The sequence below is a fragment of the Acinetobacter sp. 789_lipA genome (genome assembly GCF_058242845.1).
Genome location: NZ_JBZAYS010000001.1, coordinates 324,265 through 340,827 on the forward strand (window position 1 = coordinate 324,265; position 16,563 = coordinate 340,827).

Genomic DNA, 16,563 nt, shown 5'->3' on the forward strand with positions numbered 1-16,563 from the left:
CTATAGTGTCACATCCATTACATTGACCAACATAGATGGACTGATCAATCTGCTTAATACTCAATCTACGCAAAAATTAAAATGATCAAAGTGTCCCACTATTAAATCATTGCCCATATCAATCCAGTCCACAGCAACTTGATGGTCAAAATAATCCCTAAAAGCTCAACCCTCTATTCCCTTATCATAATCCTGTGTAACACATTTCAAATCTTGATCTAGCTCCAGCCATTACTCCGCATAAAAAAAGCCACCCGAAGGTGGCTTTTTGATTCAGTTAGACTGAATTATTCATCATCTTTGTTTGCTTCGTCAGCGGGTAAATCCTTCACTGCTTCAGCAATCAGGCCAAACATATAGTTACCATATGCATTGGTTTTATCGTAATGGAAACGCAAACGCGGTGTAATACGTGTCTTAATACGACGGCCGAGTTCGTGACGCAAGAAACCAGATGCTTTGTTCAACACATCTAAAGTTTCTTTATTGGCTGCTTCACTTTGCTCATCGCCAAGCTCACGGCCCATCACAGTCACATATACTTCAGCATAACCTAAGTCTGGACTAACCTTCACCGCAGAGATGGTCACGAGACCACCTAAGCGTGGATCTTTCAACTCTTGGCGAATTAGTTCAGACAACTCACGTTGTACTGTATCCGCCATGCGCTTAAGACGTTGACTACCCGCCATTAAAGACTCCGTTTGATCAATTGAACATCATAGACTTCGATCTTGTCTTTTTCTTTGATGTCTTTATAACCTTTAACCGCAAGACCACATTCCATACCTGCGCGAACTTCTTCAACCACTTCTTTATAGCGACGAAGTGACTCAAGCTCACCTTGGAACACAACCACGTCATCACGAAGGACACGAATCGGTTTATTACGGTGTAACATACCCTCAAGTACCATACAGCCTGCTGCTGCACCAAACTTACTTGAGTGGAACACTTCACGTACTTCAGCCACACCCAGAATTGTTTCACGGTGTTCAGGCGCAAGCTTACCGCTCATCGCTGCTTTCACATCATCAATCAATTGATAGATGATTGAGTAGTAACGAATATCGATGCCGTCAGCATCCGCTTTTTGACGAGCTGCGTTATCCGCACGTACGTTAAAGCCAAGAAGTACCGCTTCAGAAGATTCAGCTAGTGTTACGTCAGATTCAGTGATCGCACCAACACCTGAGCCAATAACACGGACTTTAACTTCGTCTGTTGCAAGGTCAGCAAGAGCAACGTGTAATGCTTCCAATGTACCACGTACATCAGTTTTCAATACCACATTGACGATAGGCACATCTTTCTTGCCCATAGACGCCATGATATTTTCAAGACGCATTGCGCTTTGACGCTCAAGACGTTTTTGACGTTCACGATCCATACGCGCATCGGCAACTTCACGTGCTTTTTTCTCGTCATTCACAACCAGAACTTCATCACCCGCCATTGGCGCTTCAGGTAGACCTAAAATTTCAACTGGAATTGAAGGACCTGCAGATTGAATACGTTTACCGTTTTCATCTGTCATCGCACGTACGCGACCGTAAGATGCACCTGCAAGAACAAGGTCACCTACTTTCAATGTACCGTTTTGAACAAGGATAGACGTTACCGCACCACGGCTGTTGTCTACACGTGCTTCAATCACGACACCTTGAGCAGCACCTTCTTCAGATGCTTTCAACTCAAGTAATTCAGCTTGGATTGAAATAATATCTAGAAGTTCATCAATACCTTGACCTGTATGTGCTGAAACCATTGCAACAGGAACGTCACCGCCCCATTGTTCAGGAACGATTTCTTTCACGGTCAATTCATTCAATACGCGATCTGGATCAGCAGATTCTTTATCCATCTTGTTGATTGCAACAATAATTGGTGTACCTGCAGCACGTGCGTGATCAATCGCTTCAGCTGTTTGTGGCATTACACCATCATCCGCTGCAACAACCAATACCACGATGTCTGTCGATTTCGCACCACGTGAACGCATTGCAGTAAATGCTGCGTGTCCTGGGGTATCTAAGAATGTGATAATGCCTTTATCAGTCGTTACATGGTACGCACCGATGTGCTGAGTGATACCACCCGCTTCACCAGCTGCCACTTTTGAACGACGAATGCGGTCAAGTAACGATGTCTTACCATGGTCAACGTGACCCATAATGGTCACAACAGGAGGACGAGTCGTTTGAGCGCCACGTGCTTCTTCTGCTGCTTCAAGTAAGTTATCTTCAGCTTGCGTATCCGATACAAGAACTGGGTTATGGCCCATTTCCTCTACGATTAATGCTGCAATTTCTTGGTCAATCGCTTGGTTCTGAGTAACAAGCTCACCCATTTTCATAAGTGACTTAATTACTTCACGTACCTTAACTGCCATTTTCGCAGCCAAGTCAGCAACCACAATGGTTGAACCAATTTCAACATCATAAACTTGCTTTTTAACCGGTTTTTCAAAGCCATGCTTGTTTGCAGAGCTTGTTTTCAAACCACGTTTATGCGAGTTATCACGGAAAGATTGCTCTTCACCACGACGACCACCTTTCTTCGGTGCGCGTGTAGCTGGCGTATTGGTACCACGTTTGATTTCACGGTCTTCTTTCGCAAATGAGTCTTCATATGCTTGGCCAACTAGACCCGCAGCAAGTGGAGAATCATCCACTACACGAATGGTCGCAGTTGCATCTTCGTTTGAATACTTAGATGCCATTTGACGCATTTGTTCAAGTGTACGTTGCTGCGCTTCTTCAGCTGCCTTACGACGTGCTGCTTCTTCAGTCGCTTTTAATTGAGCGGCTTGAGCTTCACGTGCTTTTTTCTGTTCAGGTGTTTCAACAACTTTAACTTGTGCTTTAACCACAGGCTTATTGTTTGATTTACGCTTCACAACTACCGCAGCTTTTGCTACTTCTTGCTTCGTCGTTTCTTGCTTTGCAGCAGCACGCATCGCTTCAAAGTTTGCAGCCGCTTTATTTACTGCTGGAGTTTCAGCTTTAGGTTCAACCATAGCTTGAACGTTCGCACGAGCTTGTTGCTCCGCTTGCGCTTTTGCCAAAGCTTCCGCTTTAATTTGTTCTGGATCTGGCTTGGTAAATGTATGTTTCTTGCGAACTTCTACATTAATCGTTTTTGCCTTACCTGAGGTACTCGCTACTTTAGCGGTACTGGTCGTTTTACGTTTCAACGTGATTTTTCCTGCCTGACCATCGTCTTGACCATGAATTTTCTTCAAATGGTGCACGAGGGCATCTTGTTGTTCAGTAGAGATTATATCGTCCGATTTACGCTGTGGTAAACCAGCATCACGAACCTGCTCTAGGAGCTTCTCAACAGGGCGGTTCACACTGAGAGCTAACTCTTGTATCGTCTTATCCGTCATGTAGATCTCCTAGTTAAACCATGATTCGCGCGCTTTCATAATAAGTTGACCCGCTTTCTCTGTACCTAGACCTTCAATATCAGCAATATCGTCAGTCGCTTGGTCAGCCAAGTCATCAATTGTGATGACACCACGTGCTGCAAGTGCATAAGCAATCTCTTGCGTCATCCCTTCCATTGCAACGAGTTCCGCGCTTGGATCTTGGATGTTTTCTTGCTGCTGTAATGCATCAGCCAATGCAACTTCTTTGGCACGACTTTGAAGTAATTCAACAACTTCAGCATCTAGCTCGATTTCGTCAAATGTTTCAGCTGGAACATAAGCAATCTCTTCTAAAGAAGTAAAGCCCATTTCAACCAATGCCATTGCCAAATCTTCTTCAATATCTAGACGCGATACAAATAGGTCTAAGTATTGTTGTGCTTCATTTTGCTGACGAGCATGATACTCATCTTCAAGCATCATGTTGAGTTTGTAGCCTGTAAGTTCAGAGGCTAAACGTACGTTTTGACCTTGTGAACCAATCGCACGCGCTAATTGATCGCTAGTTGCGAAAATAATGTCCGCTGTACGTTCTTCTTCATCAATCACAATACCCGATACATCTGCTGGCTCTAAAGCACTTGCAATGTACTGTGCAGGATCATCAGACCATACAACAACATCAATACGCTCACCGTTCAATTCTTGCTGAACTGCTTGGATACGTGTACCACGCATACCAATGCATGCACCCACTGGATCAATACGATGATCATTGGTTTTCACAGCAATTTTAGCACGAACACCAGGTTGACGCGCTGCCGCTTTAATCTCAATGATTTCTTCAGAAATTTCAGGAATTTCTTTCTTCATCAAAGCGATGAGCATTTCAGGCTTGGCACGTGACAATTGTAGTTGAGCACCACGACCTTCACGATTCACATTGAACAAAATCGCATTTACACGTTGCTTCGGACGCAAAATTTCTTTTGCAATCATTTCTTCACGTGCAAGATACGCTTCAGCATTGTCACCTAAGTCAATGATAAATCCATCTTTGGTTTGCTTTTTCACTTCACCGTAGATCAACTCACCCACTTTAGACTCGTAGGCATCTGCAATCAGCGCACGTTCAGCTTCGCGAATCTTTTGAACAATGACTTGTTTTGCAATTTGCGCCGCAATACGACCGAAGTCAATTGAAGGCACTTCAAGCTCACGAATATCACCAATCGACCATTGTGCAGGATCAACATCTGAAATCGCATCTTGACATGCTGGCATCTCATGATCTTCATCCGCAACCACTTCCCATTGACGGAAAGTGCTGTATTCACCCGTTTTACGATCAATCTCTACACGAAGCTGAGCTTCTTCAGAGTTTGTTCCTTCGTAAAATTTCTTTTTAGTCGCAGCAACAAGCGCTTGTTCTAAGGCTTCGAAAATCGCTTCACGAGGTACACCTTTTTCATTACTAACCGTTTCAACTACGGTAAGAATTTCACGTGCCATAAGCCACCTATTCGTTCAGATTCTTATTTATTAAATGAATTAATCTTGATAGACCAAATTGGCTTTATCAATATTATTACTATCGATTTCAAGCACCTGTTGCTTTTCCACTTCGACTTGAATCATTTCAGCTTCAAGATCTACAGCAACCAATTTAGCTTGGAATTTACGACGGTTATCGACCGCACTGATCAAACGGAAAGCGATCTGTTGACCAATATATGCAGGTAATTGTTCAAGTTGGAAAAATGGACGATCCCAACCCGGAGATGACACTTCAAGTGCATATTCACCTGAAATTGGATCATGGACATCCATCATTGCGCCGACTTGCTGGGTCACGCGTACACAGTCTTGTACGCCGATGCCACGGCCCTGCTCTTCTTCACCATCTTCATTGATGATGGGTTCTGCATTTTCGTCGACAGCTTTGTCGATATAAATGCGCAATAAAGAACGTTTTCCTTGAGGAAGGAATTCAATCCCCCAAAGATCAACACCACAGGCTTGCACTGCAGGAGCAATTAAGTCTTGGAGTGCTTGAGTTTTATTTGATAGCTTCATTTACTCTCGTCATTTTTGTGCGATTCAATGGCCGAAACAGACCACTACAAGCCAATACAAACTATAGTAGTAGTGGAACATGACACTTTGACTTTCACCGTATCCGGCTCACATCGACACTACACGATAGCCAATAAAAAAGGGCGTAATCGCCCCAATTATTGCACAGAAAATTAATATCCACTGTGCAAAAAGGCCCACCTTGTTGTGAGCCTCTTTTTAGAAACTTGGTAGCGGGAGCTGGATTTGAACCAACGACCTTCGGGTTATGAGCCCGACGAGCTACCAGACTGCTCCATCCCGCATCAACGTGCAAAAATTATATACAAATATGAATTATTTTTCAATCTAAATACTTCGTACTTGCTCTGATTTAGTTGCACCTAAATCAAATTGGTAGCGGGAGCTGGATTTGAACCAACGACCTTCGGGTTATGAGCCCGACGAGCTACCAGACTGCTCCATCCCGCAACAAAACGCAAAAATTATTCAATTTAATCACTTAAACTGCTTATTTTAGTCTGCATCTAAAATAAGATTGGTAGCGGGAGCTGGATTTGAACCAACGACCTTCGGGTTATGAGCCCGACGAGCTACCAGACTGCTCCATCCCGCATCAAAACGCAAAATATTCTTAACTTAATCACTTAAGTTACTCACTTTAGTTTGCTTCTAAAATAAGATTGATTGGTAGCGGGAGCTGGATTTGAACCAACGACCTTCGGGTTATGAGCCCGACGAGCTACCAGACTGCTCCATCCCGCATCAACAGAATTTGCTGCATACACCAACTTAATCTTCTGGATTCATAAGTTGGTGCGGAAGGGGGGACTTGAACCCCCACGCCCGAAAGCACTACCACCTCAAGGTAGCGTGTCTACCAATTCCACCACCACCGCAGCTGTGACGCATTCTAGTAGCATCGTCACAAAAAAGAAAGGACTAATTCCAATTATTCGCTTGTTTTAGGTGCAGCTGGCGAAGTTTCAGTCGATTGTGCAGGTGCAGAACTTGTCGTTTGCACTGACTTTAAGCTATAGACATCTGTGGTTTGCTTTTTGGCAAACACAGCCAACGACAAACTGGTGATAAAAAACAAGGCCGTCAAAACCGCAGTCAATCGGGTCAAGAAATTACCTGAACCTGATGCACCAAATACAGTTGCAGCACCGCCACCACCAAACGAAGCACCAGCATCTGCACCTTTACCATGCTGGACCAAAATCAGCACGATCATCAACACAGCTAAGATAATATGTACTACCAGCACAAAAGTTTGCATGCTGAACTCCTAATTATTTTGTATTTGCAAATGCTTCGACAATTTTATAAAACGACGTTGCATTTAAAGATGCCCCACCGACGAGTGCACCATTGATATCTGGACAGGCCGCTAACTCTACTGCATTTTCAGCTTTTACACTACCGCCATATAAAATGGCCATGTTCGCGCCATGACTGGTAATTTGCGTGAGGCCTTCACGGATTTTAGCATGCATGGTTTGCGCGTCTTCTGGTGAAGCAGTTTTTCCTGTACCAATGGCCCAAATTGGCTCATAGGCAATCACAATATGAAGCCACTGCTCTGCCGTTACCACACTGGCTAAATCGCAAATTTGTTGTAAAACCACTACTTCTGCCTGACCAGACTCACGCTGCTCTAAACTTTCACCGACACAGTAAATGACTTTTAAACCCGCATTTAATGCATTTTGGGCTTTCGCATTTAAAATTGCTGCGCTTTCAGCAAAATATTCACGACGTTCTGAGTGACCAATCAAAACATATTCGATTTGACTATCTTTGAGCAGCTCTGCGCTCACCTCACCGGTATATGCACCCATGTTGCCAAAACGCGAAACATCTTGCGCTACAGTAAAAACTGAACGTACAGCATTCGCCAACTCAGCCTGCGTTAAAGTCAAAGCAAGCGTCACAGGCGCCAGCCCAATATTACATTTTTCTTCTGCTATTTCATTCTCTTGCAAGAGCTGTTTAAATTCTTGAAGCAATTGCTTGGCATCTGCCTGCATTGGGTTCATCTTCCAATTGCCGACAACCCATGGCTTAATCGTCGAACCCGACATACAGCACCCTATTCAAAACAGTTCATTAAAACGGCCTCATTCTACACGGTATTTATTTTTCAAAGATAGTTTTCTTCTAGAATTTCTTCGGCAATCAAAATAATACGAATGAAAATAAAGACATCTTTTTGTAAAAAAACCGCCTGCTATCACGACCAGTTCATGCTTTTAAGCGATATTAAGGTAGTGACAACACTTTCAGATATGGTATTTTTGTGCAACAAAAGTATAATTTTACGATACCAATTATAAACAATTGAGAAGTTAAGGATCTGGGGAATGTCAGTATCAAATGGTTTGCCTAAGTTCACAGGCTTCATTCGACGCTTAGTCGAAGACGGACGCATGCCTGCTGAAAATATGCAGCAGGCAATGCTCTCTGCAAAAAAAGCTCAGCAAGACATCGTTCCTTATCTGATTGAAAATTATAAACTCTCCCCACAAATGATCGCTGAGACGATTTCTTTGGAGTTTGGAGAGCCTGTTTTTGACTTAAGTGTCTATGATTCGGTACAAATTCTACGAGATCTGGTCGAAGATAGACTTATCACCAAGCATCGTGTGTTGCCGATTTACCGTCGTGGCAATATCCTCTATATCGCCACCAGCAATCCAACCAACATGGATGCAATGGACGCGATTCGTTTCAATTCTAAAATGAACATTGAAGCGATTATTGTTGAATATCCTCAGCTTGAAAAACTAATCGAACAAAATTTCGCGCAAGCCGATAGCTTTGAATTTTCTGATGAAGATATTGATTTAGACTTAGAGCAAGACCATCAGAACTCCAATGACGAAGAAGATGACTCGCCTCAAGGGGATGAAGCACCGATCGTCAAATACATCAATAAATTACTGATTGATGCGATTCGTATGGGCGCATCAGACTTGCACTTTGAACCTTATGAAAAATCTTACCGTGTCCGTTATCGAGTAGATGGGGTTCTGCGTCATATTGCCAGTCCACCACTACAACTGGCGACTCGTCTTGCCTCACGTTTAAAAGTTATGTCACAAATGGACATCTCTGAAAAGCGCGTCCCGCAAGATGGCCGAATTAAATTAAAGCTGTCGAAAAGCAAAGCCATCGACTTCCGTGTCAACTCACTTCCAACCTTATTTGGCGAAAAGCTGGTTCTACGTATTCTCGATCCATCCAGTGCTATGCTGGGGATTGATGCTTTAGGTTATGAACCAGATCAAAAAGACCTATTTATGCAGGCTTTAGACAAACCGCAAGGCATGTTGTTAATAACTGGCCCGACAGGTTCAGGTAAAACGGTATCGCTGTATACAGGTTTGAATATTCTAAATAAAGAAGACACCAATATTTCAACTGCGGAAGACCCTGTTGAGATTAACTTAGAAGGCATTAATCAGGTCAATGTGAACAATAAAGTCGGCCTCACCTTCTCTGCTGCGCTGAAGTCCTTCTTACGTCAAGATCCTGATATTGTGATGGTTGGTGAGATTCGCGACCTTGAAACAGCTGAAATCGCAATTAAAGCTGCACAGACAGGTCACATGGTCATGTCGACACTCCACACCAATAGTGCACCTGAAACTCTGACACGCTTACGTAATATGGGGGTTCCATCTTTTAACATTGCGACATCGGTCAATTTGGTGATTGCACAGCGTTTGGCACGCCGCTTATGCAGCCAATGCAAAGCCGCTGTCGATATTCCTGAACAAAGTTTGCTCGAAATGGGCTTTACTTCCACAGATATCAAAGATCCAGATTTCAAAGTTTATCAACCGGTGGGGTGTGCTGAGTGCCGTGAAGGCTATAAAGGACGTGTTGGTATTTATGAAGTCATGAAAGTCACGCCAGAAATTTCAAAAATTATTATGGAAGATGGCAATGCCTTACAGATTGCGGAAGCATCTGCAAAATTAGGATTTAACAATTTACGTTGTTCAGGTTTACTCAAGGTTATGCAGGGGGTCACTTCCTTACAAGAAGTGAATCGTGTAACCAGCGAATAGTTGAAATATTGAAAGAATAAGGATAAATGCATGGCTGTCAAAAAAGCACAGATGATGCCAACCTTCAATTATGAAGGGATTGATCGTAAAGGGGCAAAAATTAAAGGGGAATTGCCTGCACGTAATCTCGCCCTCGCCAAAGTTACTTTGCGCAAACAAGGGATTACCATCAAGAGTATTCGAGAAAAGAAAAAGAATATTCTTGAAGGGATAATGAAGAAAAAAGTGACCACACTGGACATCACGATTTTCACTGGACATCACGATTTTCACTCGACAGCTCGCAACCATGATGAAAGCGGGTGTACCGCTGGTTCAAGGTTTTGAAATTGTGGCTGAAGGCCTAGAAAACCCATCTATGCGTGAAGTTGTCCTCGGCATTAAAGGTGAAGTTGAAGGCGGTAATACCTTTGCGGGAGCACTCAAAAAATATCCGCAATATTTCGACAACTTATTCTGTTCATTAGTTGAATCAGGCGAACAATCAGGTGCGCTTGAGACCATGCTGGACCGTGTAGCGGTCTATAAAGAAAAAAGTGAATTGTTAAAGCAAAAAATTAAAAAAGCCATGAAATACCCAGCAACCGTCGTTGTGGTTGCGGTGATCGTGACCATTATTTTGATGGTCAAAGTTGTCCCAGTGTTCCAAGATTTATTCAGCTCCTTTGGTGCAGACTTACCTGCATTCACCCAAATGGTGGTAAATATGTCTGAATGGATGCAGAAATACTGGTTCATTTTGATTATTGTCGTTGGTGTTGTGATTACAGCTTTACTCGAAACCAAAAAGCGTAGTAAAAAGTTTCGTGACATGTTGGATAAAGCTGCACTGAAAGCCCCGATTTTTGGTGATTTAGTCTATAAAGCAATTATCGCGCGCTATAGCCGCACCCTGTCTACCACCTTTGCTGCGGGTGTACCCTTAATTGATGCCCTCGAATCTACCGCGGGTGCAACCAATAACGTAGTCTATGAAGAAGCTGTGATGAAGATCCGTGAAGATGTCGCAACAGGGCAACAACTTCAATTCGCGATGCGTGCCACCAATAAATTCCCATCAATGGCAGTACAAATTGTAGCGATTGGTGAAGAATCTGGTGCGCTCGATGCCATGCTGGATAAAGTTGCCACTCACTATGAAAACGAAGTCGATAATGCGGTGGATGGCTTAACAGCAATGATGGAACCTCTGATCATGGCAGTCTTGGGTGTACTTGTGGGTGGCCTAGTAATTGCCATGTATCTACCAATCTTCCAAATGGGTTCTGTGGTTTAATGCAAGAAATAATTTCCTATCTGATCAATACTCCAATGGCGCTGTATTTTGCCGTTGGAGTTTTTAGTTTGTGCATTGGTAGTTTCCTGAATGTAGTGATCTATCGCACTCCAAAAATGATGGTACAAGAATGGCGCACCGACTGCCAACTTCTGCTTCATCCTGAACAGCCTATTATTGATGAAACGAAACTCTCGTTGAGCAAGCCTGCCTCGACCTGCCCCCAATGTAAAAGTGCCATACGCTGGTATCAAAATGTCCCTGTGATGAGTTGGTTACTGCTACGAGGAAAGTGTGGCACTTGCCATAACCCGATCAGTATTCGCTACCCTGCGATTGAACTCCTGACCTCCATTTGTGCATTGGTCGTGGTTGCAGTCTTTGGCCCAACAATCCAAATGTTGTTTGGTCTCGTACTCACTTACATTTTAATCGCCTTAACTTTTATTGATTTTGACACTCAACTTTTACCTGATCGCTATACCCTCACCCTTGCAGCTCTGGGTTTAGGGGTCAATAGTTATGCGATTTACACCACACCAACGATGGCTATTTGGGGTTACATCATTGGCTTTTTATGCTTATGGATTGTCTACTATCTGTTTAAGCTCATCACAGGTAAGGAAGGTATGGGTTATGGCGACTTTAAGTTACTTGCTGCTTTAGGCGCATGGATGGGCCCTTTGCTGCTGCCGCTGATTGTGCTACTTTCCTCTTTCGTAGGTGCCATTATCGGCATCATTCTGCTCAAAGTGCGCAAAGAAAATCAGCCTTTTGCTTTTGGTCCATATATTGCCATCGCAGGTTGGATAGCCTTTCTGTGGGGTGAGCAAATTATGAAAATATATTTAGGCAATTAAAATATAATATGTCATTTATTTTAGGTCTGACAGGCGGGATTGGCAGTGGAAAATCTGCCGCAAGCCACTGGTTTGAACAACAAGGCATACAAGTAGTCGATGCCGATGTCGTTGCTCGAGAAATTGTTGCTGTAGGTCAGCCTGCACTTCAGCAAATTCGAAGCAGCTTCGGCGAGTGGGCCTTACTGGACAATGGCGAACTGAATCGACGCGCTTTACGTGAACACATTTTTCAGGACCCGTCTGCCCGTAAGCAACTGGAAAAGATCACCCACCCTGCAATTCGTCAGTCCATCATGCAACAATTACAAGCCGCGACCAGTACATATGCGATTTTGGTTTCACCGCTACTTTTTGAAACCAATCAGCATGAGCTGACGCAACATACGCTTCTGATCGATGCTTCAATTGATATCCAGATTCTCCGCGCTTCACAGCGCGACCATCAAACCATTGAGCAAATTCAAACCATCATTAAAGCGCAAATGTCTCGTGAACAAAAACAAGCGTTGGCCGATGATATTGTGGTAAATGATGGACACTTGGAACACTTATACGCACAACTCAGACCTTTGCATTTAAAGTATTTGGCCCATTCAGAAGTCTAAAAAAAGCAGTCGATTATGACTGCTTTTTTTGTTGTGCGAGTTGGGCTTTCAAACTGTCCTGCCGTATCCAACGCCATGGCTGCAAGGCCCCGATTCCCATTCCTACAAGACCACATAAAATGGCAACACTCAAAGGTTCATTGAGCAAAGGAACCGCAATAATCGCAGCAATAAAAGGCGCCAACGTCACAATACTGCCTGTTTTAAATGCTCCCAAACGCTTAATGGCTTCCACATAAGTGAGGGTCGCCACGATGACCACAAACACGCCATGAAATATCACCTGAGCAATCAATTGCACAGGTTGCACATGCGCTAGGGTTTTGGGGAGGAATAAAACATAAATTGGCACAAAAATAATCGCAGCCCAAATCGCAACACCTGCCATGGAGTGCCACGCCGACAGTTTCCATTGTCTTAATAAAACGGTAAATGTTCCCCACAGCACAGCACTGAGGAAAAACAAGCCATCACCTAAACTAAAAGCAACACCTGTTTCTTGATACATCAACCCACTCATGGCCGCCAGTGCCAGCAACATAATACTGAGGCTGAGCCAAGTATGCCGATCAAATGGTTGTCGAAATAAAAGATAAGCTGCGACAGCCGTGCAAAGTGGAATACAACCATTAAGAAAAATCGCAGCATGTGCCGCAGGTACATAATGAAAGGCACTATAGACGGTGATGCAATAACACACCCCACCAATCATCGCCAAAATAAAAGGCTCTTTCTTCCACAAAAAGGCGGTATCTTTTTTATAGATCAAGATTGGCATTAAAATGCAAAACGCCAACAGAAAACGTAAGGCGGTAATATCCCACGCACCAATACCCCAATTGGCACTGAGCCGCGCCGTTAAGGTAAATCCCCCCCAAATACACATGGTGATGGCAATAAAGATATAGCCTTGTTTTTGAGGGGTCATCATTGGGCTTACATTGAATCAGGAATTAAAAAATCTTAGACATTACGTTGACGGCATGCTTCATACAAAGCCATACCCGTTGCTACACTGACATTCAAACTTTGTAGATTGCCCGCCATCGGAATATAAACTGTTTGATCGCATTGAGACTGGGTAATTGGACGCAGACCAGTATCTTCAGCACCCATCACCACACATACAGCCGTTCCAGTAAAATCGAACTGTTGTAGCGGCAAGGCTTTTTCATCCAACATGGTACCGACCACACGCACATTAAACTCATCTTTAATTTGCGCTAAAGTCCGAGCCAAATTGGTCACTTGGATAAATTTAACTTTTTCAGCACCACCTGCCGCAACTTTGCGCGCGGTCGGGGTCAAACTTGCAGAACGATCACGAGGCACAATTACAGCTTCGACACCCATTGCAGCCGCAGTACGGATACATGCGCCGAGGTTATGCGGATCGGTGACTTGATCTAAACCCAGCAATAAACAATTTGGCGATTGTTTCAGTAAGGCTTCTAAATCTTTTTCATTGAAAACTGGATTAGGACGGACCGCAGCCACAACCCCTTGGTGAAATGGCAAGCCCGCCATTTTTTCTAATCGATCACGACCGGTTTGTTGTATGCTAATACCAAACGGTTCAGCCAACTCAAGTACACGCTTTAAACGCTGGTCGTCGCGCCCTTTTAAGGTAAAAAGCGTCAGTACGCGCTCAGGTTCAAGTTCCAACAATGACTCCACCGAATGAACGCCATAGAAATATTCAGGTTTAGCCATGTAGGACCTCTAAAAAGATAAATGACCATCGACACGATGTGCCAAAATAAAAATCCTGTAAAGCTGACTTTACAGGATTGCTGTGCAACGGATAGTTTAACCGATTTCGCTTGAAATTACTTGGCGAGTATCAGTTGAAAGCTTAACCTTCTAGATGGCACACATAGTCCAACACTTCGTCAGTTTCAATTTTAAAACGACTATTGCCAGGCACATAAAAAGACTGACCTGCGCGGAACAATTCGCTCTCTTCGCTGTCAGCAATTTGTACACGACATTCGCCTGAAATAATTTCCATACGCTCTGCTACATGTGTTTCAAACGTCAAAGCTTGCTCTGTCGGAAGAATAACCCCTAACGTTTTTTTGGTGCCATCTTCAAATTGCACAGTATGACTGATGCATAAACCGCCAAAATAAACATTGGATTTTTTAATGACAGAGACATGGTCGAACTGAGTTGACATGCGTACACTCCAGATAATGCGCATTTATATTCGTATTGATTCGCTAGTTTAAAGGTGTGCGATTAACTAATCAATCGATGTTTTATTCCCCTCAATCAATATTTTGTTAAAGTCCGACCATCGTACAATTGCCTCAATTTCTAGCCTATTTTGGCGTGTTTTTTGCCCGTGCGTCGGTTCGCTGAGTCGTTCTCTTTCTATATACATCGCATACCCACATGTTTGTGCTGTGTTTGCTATAACAGTCGGATTTAAAAAATCTGCTAGGTCGACTTTCAGATTCACGCTAAAATAAGCCGAATTTGCACAAAACGAATAGCGTTGCCGTCTTGTCGGCTGAATAAAACTTCACTATCTTAAACTAAAACTTTTCGCAGCTCGGATGCGTTTATGCTGACACATTTAACTTTAATTAATTTTGCTTTAGCCGATCACTTAGCACTTGATATCGATCAAGGTTTTAATGTCCTGACTGGGGAAACAGGTGCAGGCAAATCATTATTGCTAGATGCTCTGTCCGCCTGTCTGGGAGAACGGACTGACACCAACTATGTCCGTTTCGGTTCAGACAAAGCCGATGTCACCGCTATTTTTAGTTATCAAGAACACAGTCCTGAAGCCGTATGGTTAAAGGCACATGAGTTAGATGATGAGTCAGGAGAAATTCATTTAAGACGGGTGATCTTTGCCACTGGCCGCAGTAAAGCATGGATTAATGGTCGTCCGAGCAGCTTAGCTGAATTGAAAGAAATCGGGCGTTTGCTGGTACAACTGTATAGCCAACACAGTCAACAACAGCTATTAGAACCACCTTATCCAAGACGCTGGTTAGACCTCTATCATAACTTCTACCCAGAAGCGCAAGCTGTGCGTGAAGCCTATAGCACATGGCAAAAAGACATTCGTCAGCACCAAGCCGCATTGGATGCTCAAGCCACGCGTAAACAACGTATGGATACTTTGAATTTACAATTAGAAGAACTCGAAGATGTGGTGCAAATCGACTATAAAGAGATTGAACAAGAGTTCGACCGCCTGTCTCATCATGAAAATATCATGCAGGACTGTAGTTATGCCGTGACGGCCTTAGATGATGCTGAACAAAATATTAATCAAGAAATTTCCAGTATTATTCGCCGCTTAGAGTCACATGCTGGACGCAGTGAACAGTTGGCCGAGATTCATACGTCTTTGCTGAATGCACAAAGTGAGCTTGACGATGCCACGGCCAATCTACGTCAGTTTATTGACCGTCAAAGTTATGACCCAGAACGCATGGAAGAGTTGAACACCCAGCTTGAGATGTTCCACCGTTTTGCCCGTAAGTACCGCACGCAGCCAGAACACTTAAAACAAGAGCATGAACAATGGCAATCTGAACTGGCACAGCTCCATTTATTAGAAGATCCAGAAACACTAGCTGAGCAAGTTGAAGTCTCGCATCAGGACCTGTTAAATAAAGCCCAGTACCTTGACCAAATTCGTCGCGATGCAGCCGCACCATTGGCAAAACATTTAACCGAACAGGTCAAACAATTGGCTCTGCCTGAAGCGCACTTTGAGTTTAAGTTTGAACCAATGGAGCAGGTTTCTAGTGAAGGCCTAAGTTTTATCCAATTACTGTTCACCGCCAACAAAGGCATCCCACCGCAACCATTAGCCAAAGTTGCCTCAGGGGGGGAGTTGTCACGTATCGCGTTGGTGATGCAAGTGATGAATGCTGAAAAAACTGAAGCTGAAGTTTTAGTTTTCGATGAAATTGACGTCGGTATTAGCGGTGGCACAGCCGAAATTGTCGGTCGTCTCTTGGCCGACTTGGGTTCGCATGTGCAAATTCTGTGTATTACCCACCAAGCTCAAGTTGCAGCACAGTCCGACCAGCACTTGTTGGTGAAAAAACGTCAGACCGACCCTGCCAGTAGCACCATTTTAAACTTAGAAGAAGATGAGCGTATCGATGAGCTCGCACGCATGACAGGCGGCGTTGAAATTAATGACACCACGCTACAACATGCCAAGCAGTTACGTCAGTTGAAGTTTCAATCTGCCTAATTTATGTAGACTGGATCACAAAAAAAGATTTGGAGAAAGTGCATTAGTCTAGTAACGTGG

The 16,563-nt window shown here is 43.6% G+C and carries 13 protein-coding genes, 5 tRNA genes and 1 pseudogene; 5 read left to right on the forward strand and 14 right to left on the reverse strand.

Going from position 1 to position 16,563, the window contains the following annotated elements; genetic code table 11:
• Positions 1-287: 287 nt before the first annotated feature.
• The 11 genes from AC4CUZ_RS01515 to tpiA form a co-directional block, all read right to left on the reverse strand.
• Positions 288-692, reverse strand: a complete 405-nt coding sequence (locus AC4CUZ_RS01515) for a ribosome-binding factor A (RefSeq protein ID WP_004978763.1) — start codon at positions 690-692, stop codon at positions 288-290.
• Positions 692-3,391 (reverse strand): translation initiation factor IF-2, encoded by a 2,700-nt coding sequence (gene infB / locus AC4CUZ_RS01520; RefSeq protein ID WP_114837884.1) that lies wholly within the window; start codon positions 3,389-3,391, stop codon positions 692-694. The genes AC4CUZ_RS01515 and infB overlap by 1 nt, the downstream gene beginning before the upstream one ends.
• 9 nt (positions 3,392-3,400) lie before the next feature.
• Positions 3,401-4,885 carry a transcription termination factor NusA gene (gene nusA, locus AC4CUZ_RS01525; protein WP_004692706.1) on the reverse strand — a complete coding sequence of 495 codons (1,485 nt, stop codon included), beginning with the start codon at positions 4,883-4,885 and terminating at the stop codon, positions 3,401-3,403.
• Positions 4,886-4,924: 39 nt separating this feature from the next.
• Complete coding sequence (gene rimP, locus AC4CUZ_RS01530) at positions 4,925-5,449, reverse strand: ribosome maturation factor RimP (protein ID WP_004692708.1); 525 nt, start codon at positions 5,447-5,449, stop codon at positions 4,925-4,927.
• 228 nt (positions 5,450-5,677) lie between these two features.
• Positions 5,678-5,754 (reverse strand) — tRNA-Met (locus AC4CUZ_RS01535).
• A gap of 89 nt (positions 5,755-5,843) precedes the next feature.
• Positions 5,844-5,920 (reverse strand) — tRNA-Met (locus tag AC4CUZ_RS01540).
• Between the two features lie 68 nt (positions 5,921-5,988).
• Positions 5,989-6,065, reverse strand: a tRNA-Met gene (locus AC4CUZ_RS01545).
• A gap of 72 nt (positions 6,066-6,137) precedes the next feature.
• Positions 6,138-6,214 (reverse strand) — tRNA-Met (locus AC4CUZ_RS01550).
• 49 nt (positions 6,215-6,263) lie between these two features.
• Positions 6,264-6,348 (reverse strand) — tRNA-Leu (locus AC4CUZ_RS01555).
• Positions 6,349-6,401: 53 nt separating this feature from the next.
• Entirely contained in the window at positions 6,402-6,731 is a 330-nt protein-coding gene (gene secG / locus AC4CUZ_RS01560) for a preprotein translocase subunit SecG (RefSeq protein WP_058868796.1), read from the reverse strand.
• 13 nt (positions 6,732-6,744) lie between these two features.
• On the reverse strand, positions 6,745-7,536 hold the full coding sequence (gene tpiA, locus AC4CUZ_RS01565) for a triose-phosphate isomerase (protein WP_114837770.1): 792 nt from the start codon (positions 7,534-7,536) through the stop codon (positions 6,745-6,747).
• 279 nt (positions 7,537-7,815) lie between these two features.
• Here tpiA and pilB point away from each other — a divergent pair, with 279 nt between their 5' ends.
• From pilB to coaE, 4 genes and pseudogenes are all read left to right on the forward strand, one after another.
• Complete coding sequence (gene pilB / locus AC4CUZ_RS01570; protein ID WP_114837769.1) at positions 7,816-9,528, forward strand: type IV-A pilus assembly ATPase PilB; 1,713 nt, start codon at positions 7,816-7,818, stop codon at positions 9,526-9,528.
• Positions 9,529-9,558: 30 nt separating this feature from the next.
• A pseudogene (locus tag AC4CUZ_RS01575) lies at positions 9,559-10,804 on the forward strand (type II secretion system F family protein).
• Positions 10,804-11,664, forward strand: a complete 861-nt coding sequence (locus AC4CUZ_RS01580) for a prepilin peptidase (RefSeq protein ID WP_201953379.1) — start codon at positions 10,804-10,806, stop codon at positions 11,662-11,664. Before AC4CUZ_RS01575 ends, AC4CUZ_RS01580 begins: the two are co-directional and overlap by 1 nt.
• An 8-nt stretch (positions 11,665-11,672) precedes the next feature.
• The gene (coaE, locus tag AC4CUZ_RS01585) at positions 11,673-12,272 is read left to right on the forward strand and encodes a dephospho-CoA kinase (RefSeq protein WP_114837766.1); all 600 of its coding nucleotides are present in this window, start codon (positions 11,673-11,675) and stop codon (positions 12,270-12,272) included.
• 13 nt (positions 12,273-12,285) lie between these two features.
• Here coaE and AC4CUZ_RS01590 read toward each other — a convergent pair whose 3' ends face one another.
• The 3 genes from AC4CUZ_RS01590 to ppnP all read right to left on the reverse strand — a co-directional run bounded on the left by AC4CUZ_RS01590 (position 12,286) and on the right by ppnP (position 14,451).
• Positions 12,286-13,203, reverse strand: a complete 918-nt coding sequence (locus AC4CUZ_RS01590) for a DMT family transporter (protein WP_171355094.1) — start codon at positions 13,201-13,203, stop codon at positions 12,286-12,288.
• 32 nt (positions 13,204-13,235) lie between these two features.
• Positions 13,236-13,985: a 23S rRNA (guanosine(2251)-2'-O)-methyltransferase RlmB gene (gene rlmB / locus AC4CUZ_RS01595; protein WP_114837765.1), complete on the reverse strand. Its 750-nt coding sequence runs from the start codon at positions 13,983-13,985 to the stop codon at positions 13,236-13,238.
• A gap of 142 nt (positions 13,986-14,127) precedes the next feature.
• Positions 14,128-14,451: a pyrimidine/purine nucleoside phosphorylase gene (gene ppnP, locus AC4CUZ_RS01600; protein WP_004692718.1), complete on the reverse strand. Its 324-nt coding sequence runs from the start codon at positions 14,449-14,451 to the stop codon at positions 14,128-14,130.
• Between the two features lie 390 nt (positions 14,452-14,841).
• Here ppnP and recN point away from each other — a divergent pair, with 390 nt between their 5' ends.
• Complete coding sequence (recN, locus tag AC4CUZ_RS01605) at positions 14,842-16,503, forward strand: DNA repair protein RecN (RefSeq protein ID WP_005400944.1); 1,662 nt, start codon at positions 14,842-14,844, stop codon at positions 16,501-16,503.
• Positions 16,504-16,563: the final 60 nt, after the last annotated feature.

Coding starts and splice junctions, on each gene's coding strand:
- AC4CUZ_RS01515 (WP_004978763.1), bottom strand. CDS start 692: ATGGCGGGTAGTCAACGTCTTAAGCGCATGGCGGATACAGTACAACGT.
- infB (WP_114837884.1), bottom strand. CDS start 3,391: ATGACGGATAAGACGATACAAGAGTTAGCTCTCAGTGTGAACCGCCCT.
- nusA (WP_004692706.1), bottom strand. CDS start 4,885: ATGGCACGTGAAATTCTTACCGTAGTTGAAACGGTTAGTAATGAAAAA.
- rimP (WP_004692708.1), bottom strand. CDS start 5,449: ATGAAGCTATCAAATAAAACTCAAGCACTCCAAGACTTAATTGCTCCT.
- secG (WP_058868796.1), bottom strand. CDS start 6,731: ATGCAAACTTTTGTGCTGGTAGTACATATTATCTTAGCTGTGTTGATG.
- tpiA (WP_114837770.1), bottom strand. CDS start 7,536: ATGTCGGGTTCGACGATTAAGCCATGGGTTGTCGGCAATTGGAAGATG.
- pilB (WP_114837769.1), top strand. CDS start 7,816: ATGTCAGTATCAAATGGTTTGCCTAAGTTCACAGGCTTCATTCGACGC.
- AC4CUZ_RS01580 (WP_201953379.1), top strand. CDS start 10,804: ATGCAAGAAATAATTTCCTATCTGATCAATACTCCAATGGCGCTGTAT.
- coaE (WP_114837766.1), top strand. CDS start 11,673: ATGTCATTTATTTTAGGTCTGACAGGCGGGATTGGCAGTGGAAAATCT.
- AC4CUZ_RS01590 (WP_171355094.1), bottom strand. CDS start 13,203: ATGATGACCCCTCAAAAACAAGGCTATATCTTTATTGCCATCACCATG.
- rlmB (WP_114837765.1), bottom strand. CDS start 13,985: ATGGCTAAACCTGAATATTTCTATGGCGTTCATTCGGTGGAGTCATTG.
- ppnP (WP_004692718.1), bottom strand. CDS start 14,451: ATGTCAACTCAGTTCGACCATGTCTCTGTCATTAAAAAATCCAATGTT.
- recN (WP_005400944.1), top strand. CDS start 14,842: ATGCTGACACATTTAACTTTAATTAATTTTGCTTTAGCCGATCACTTA.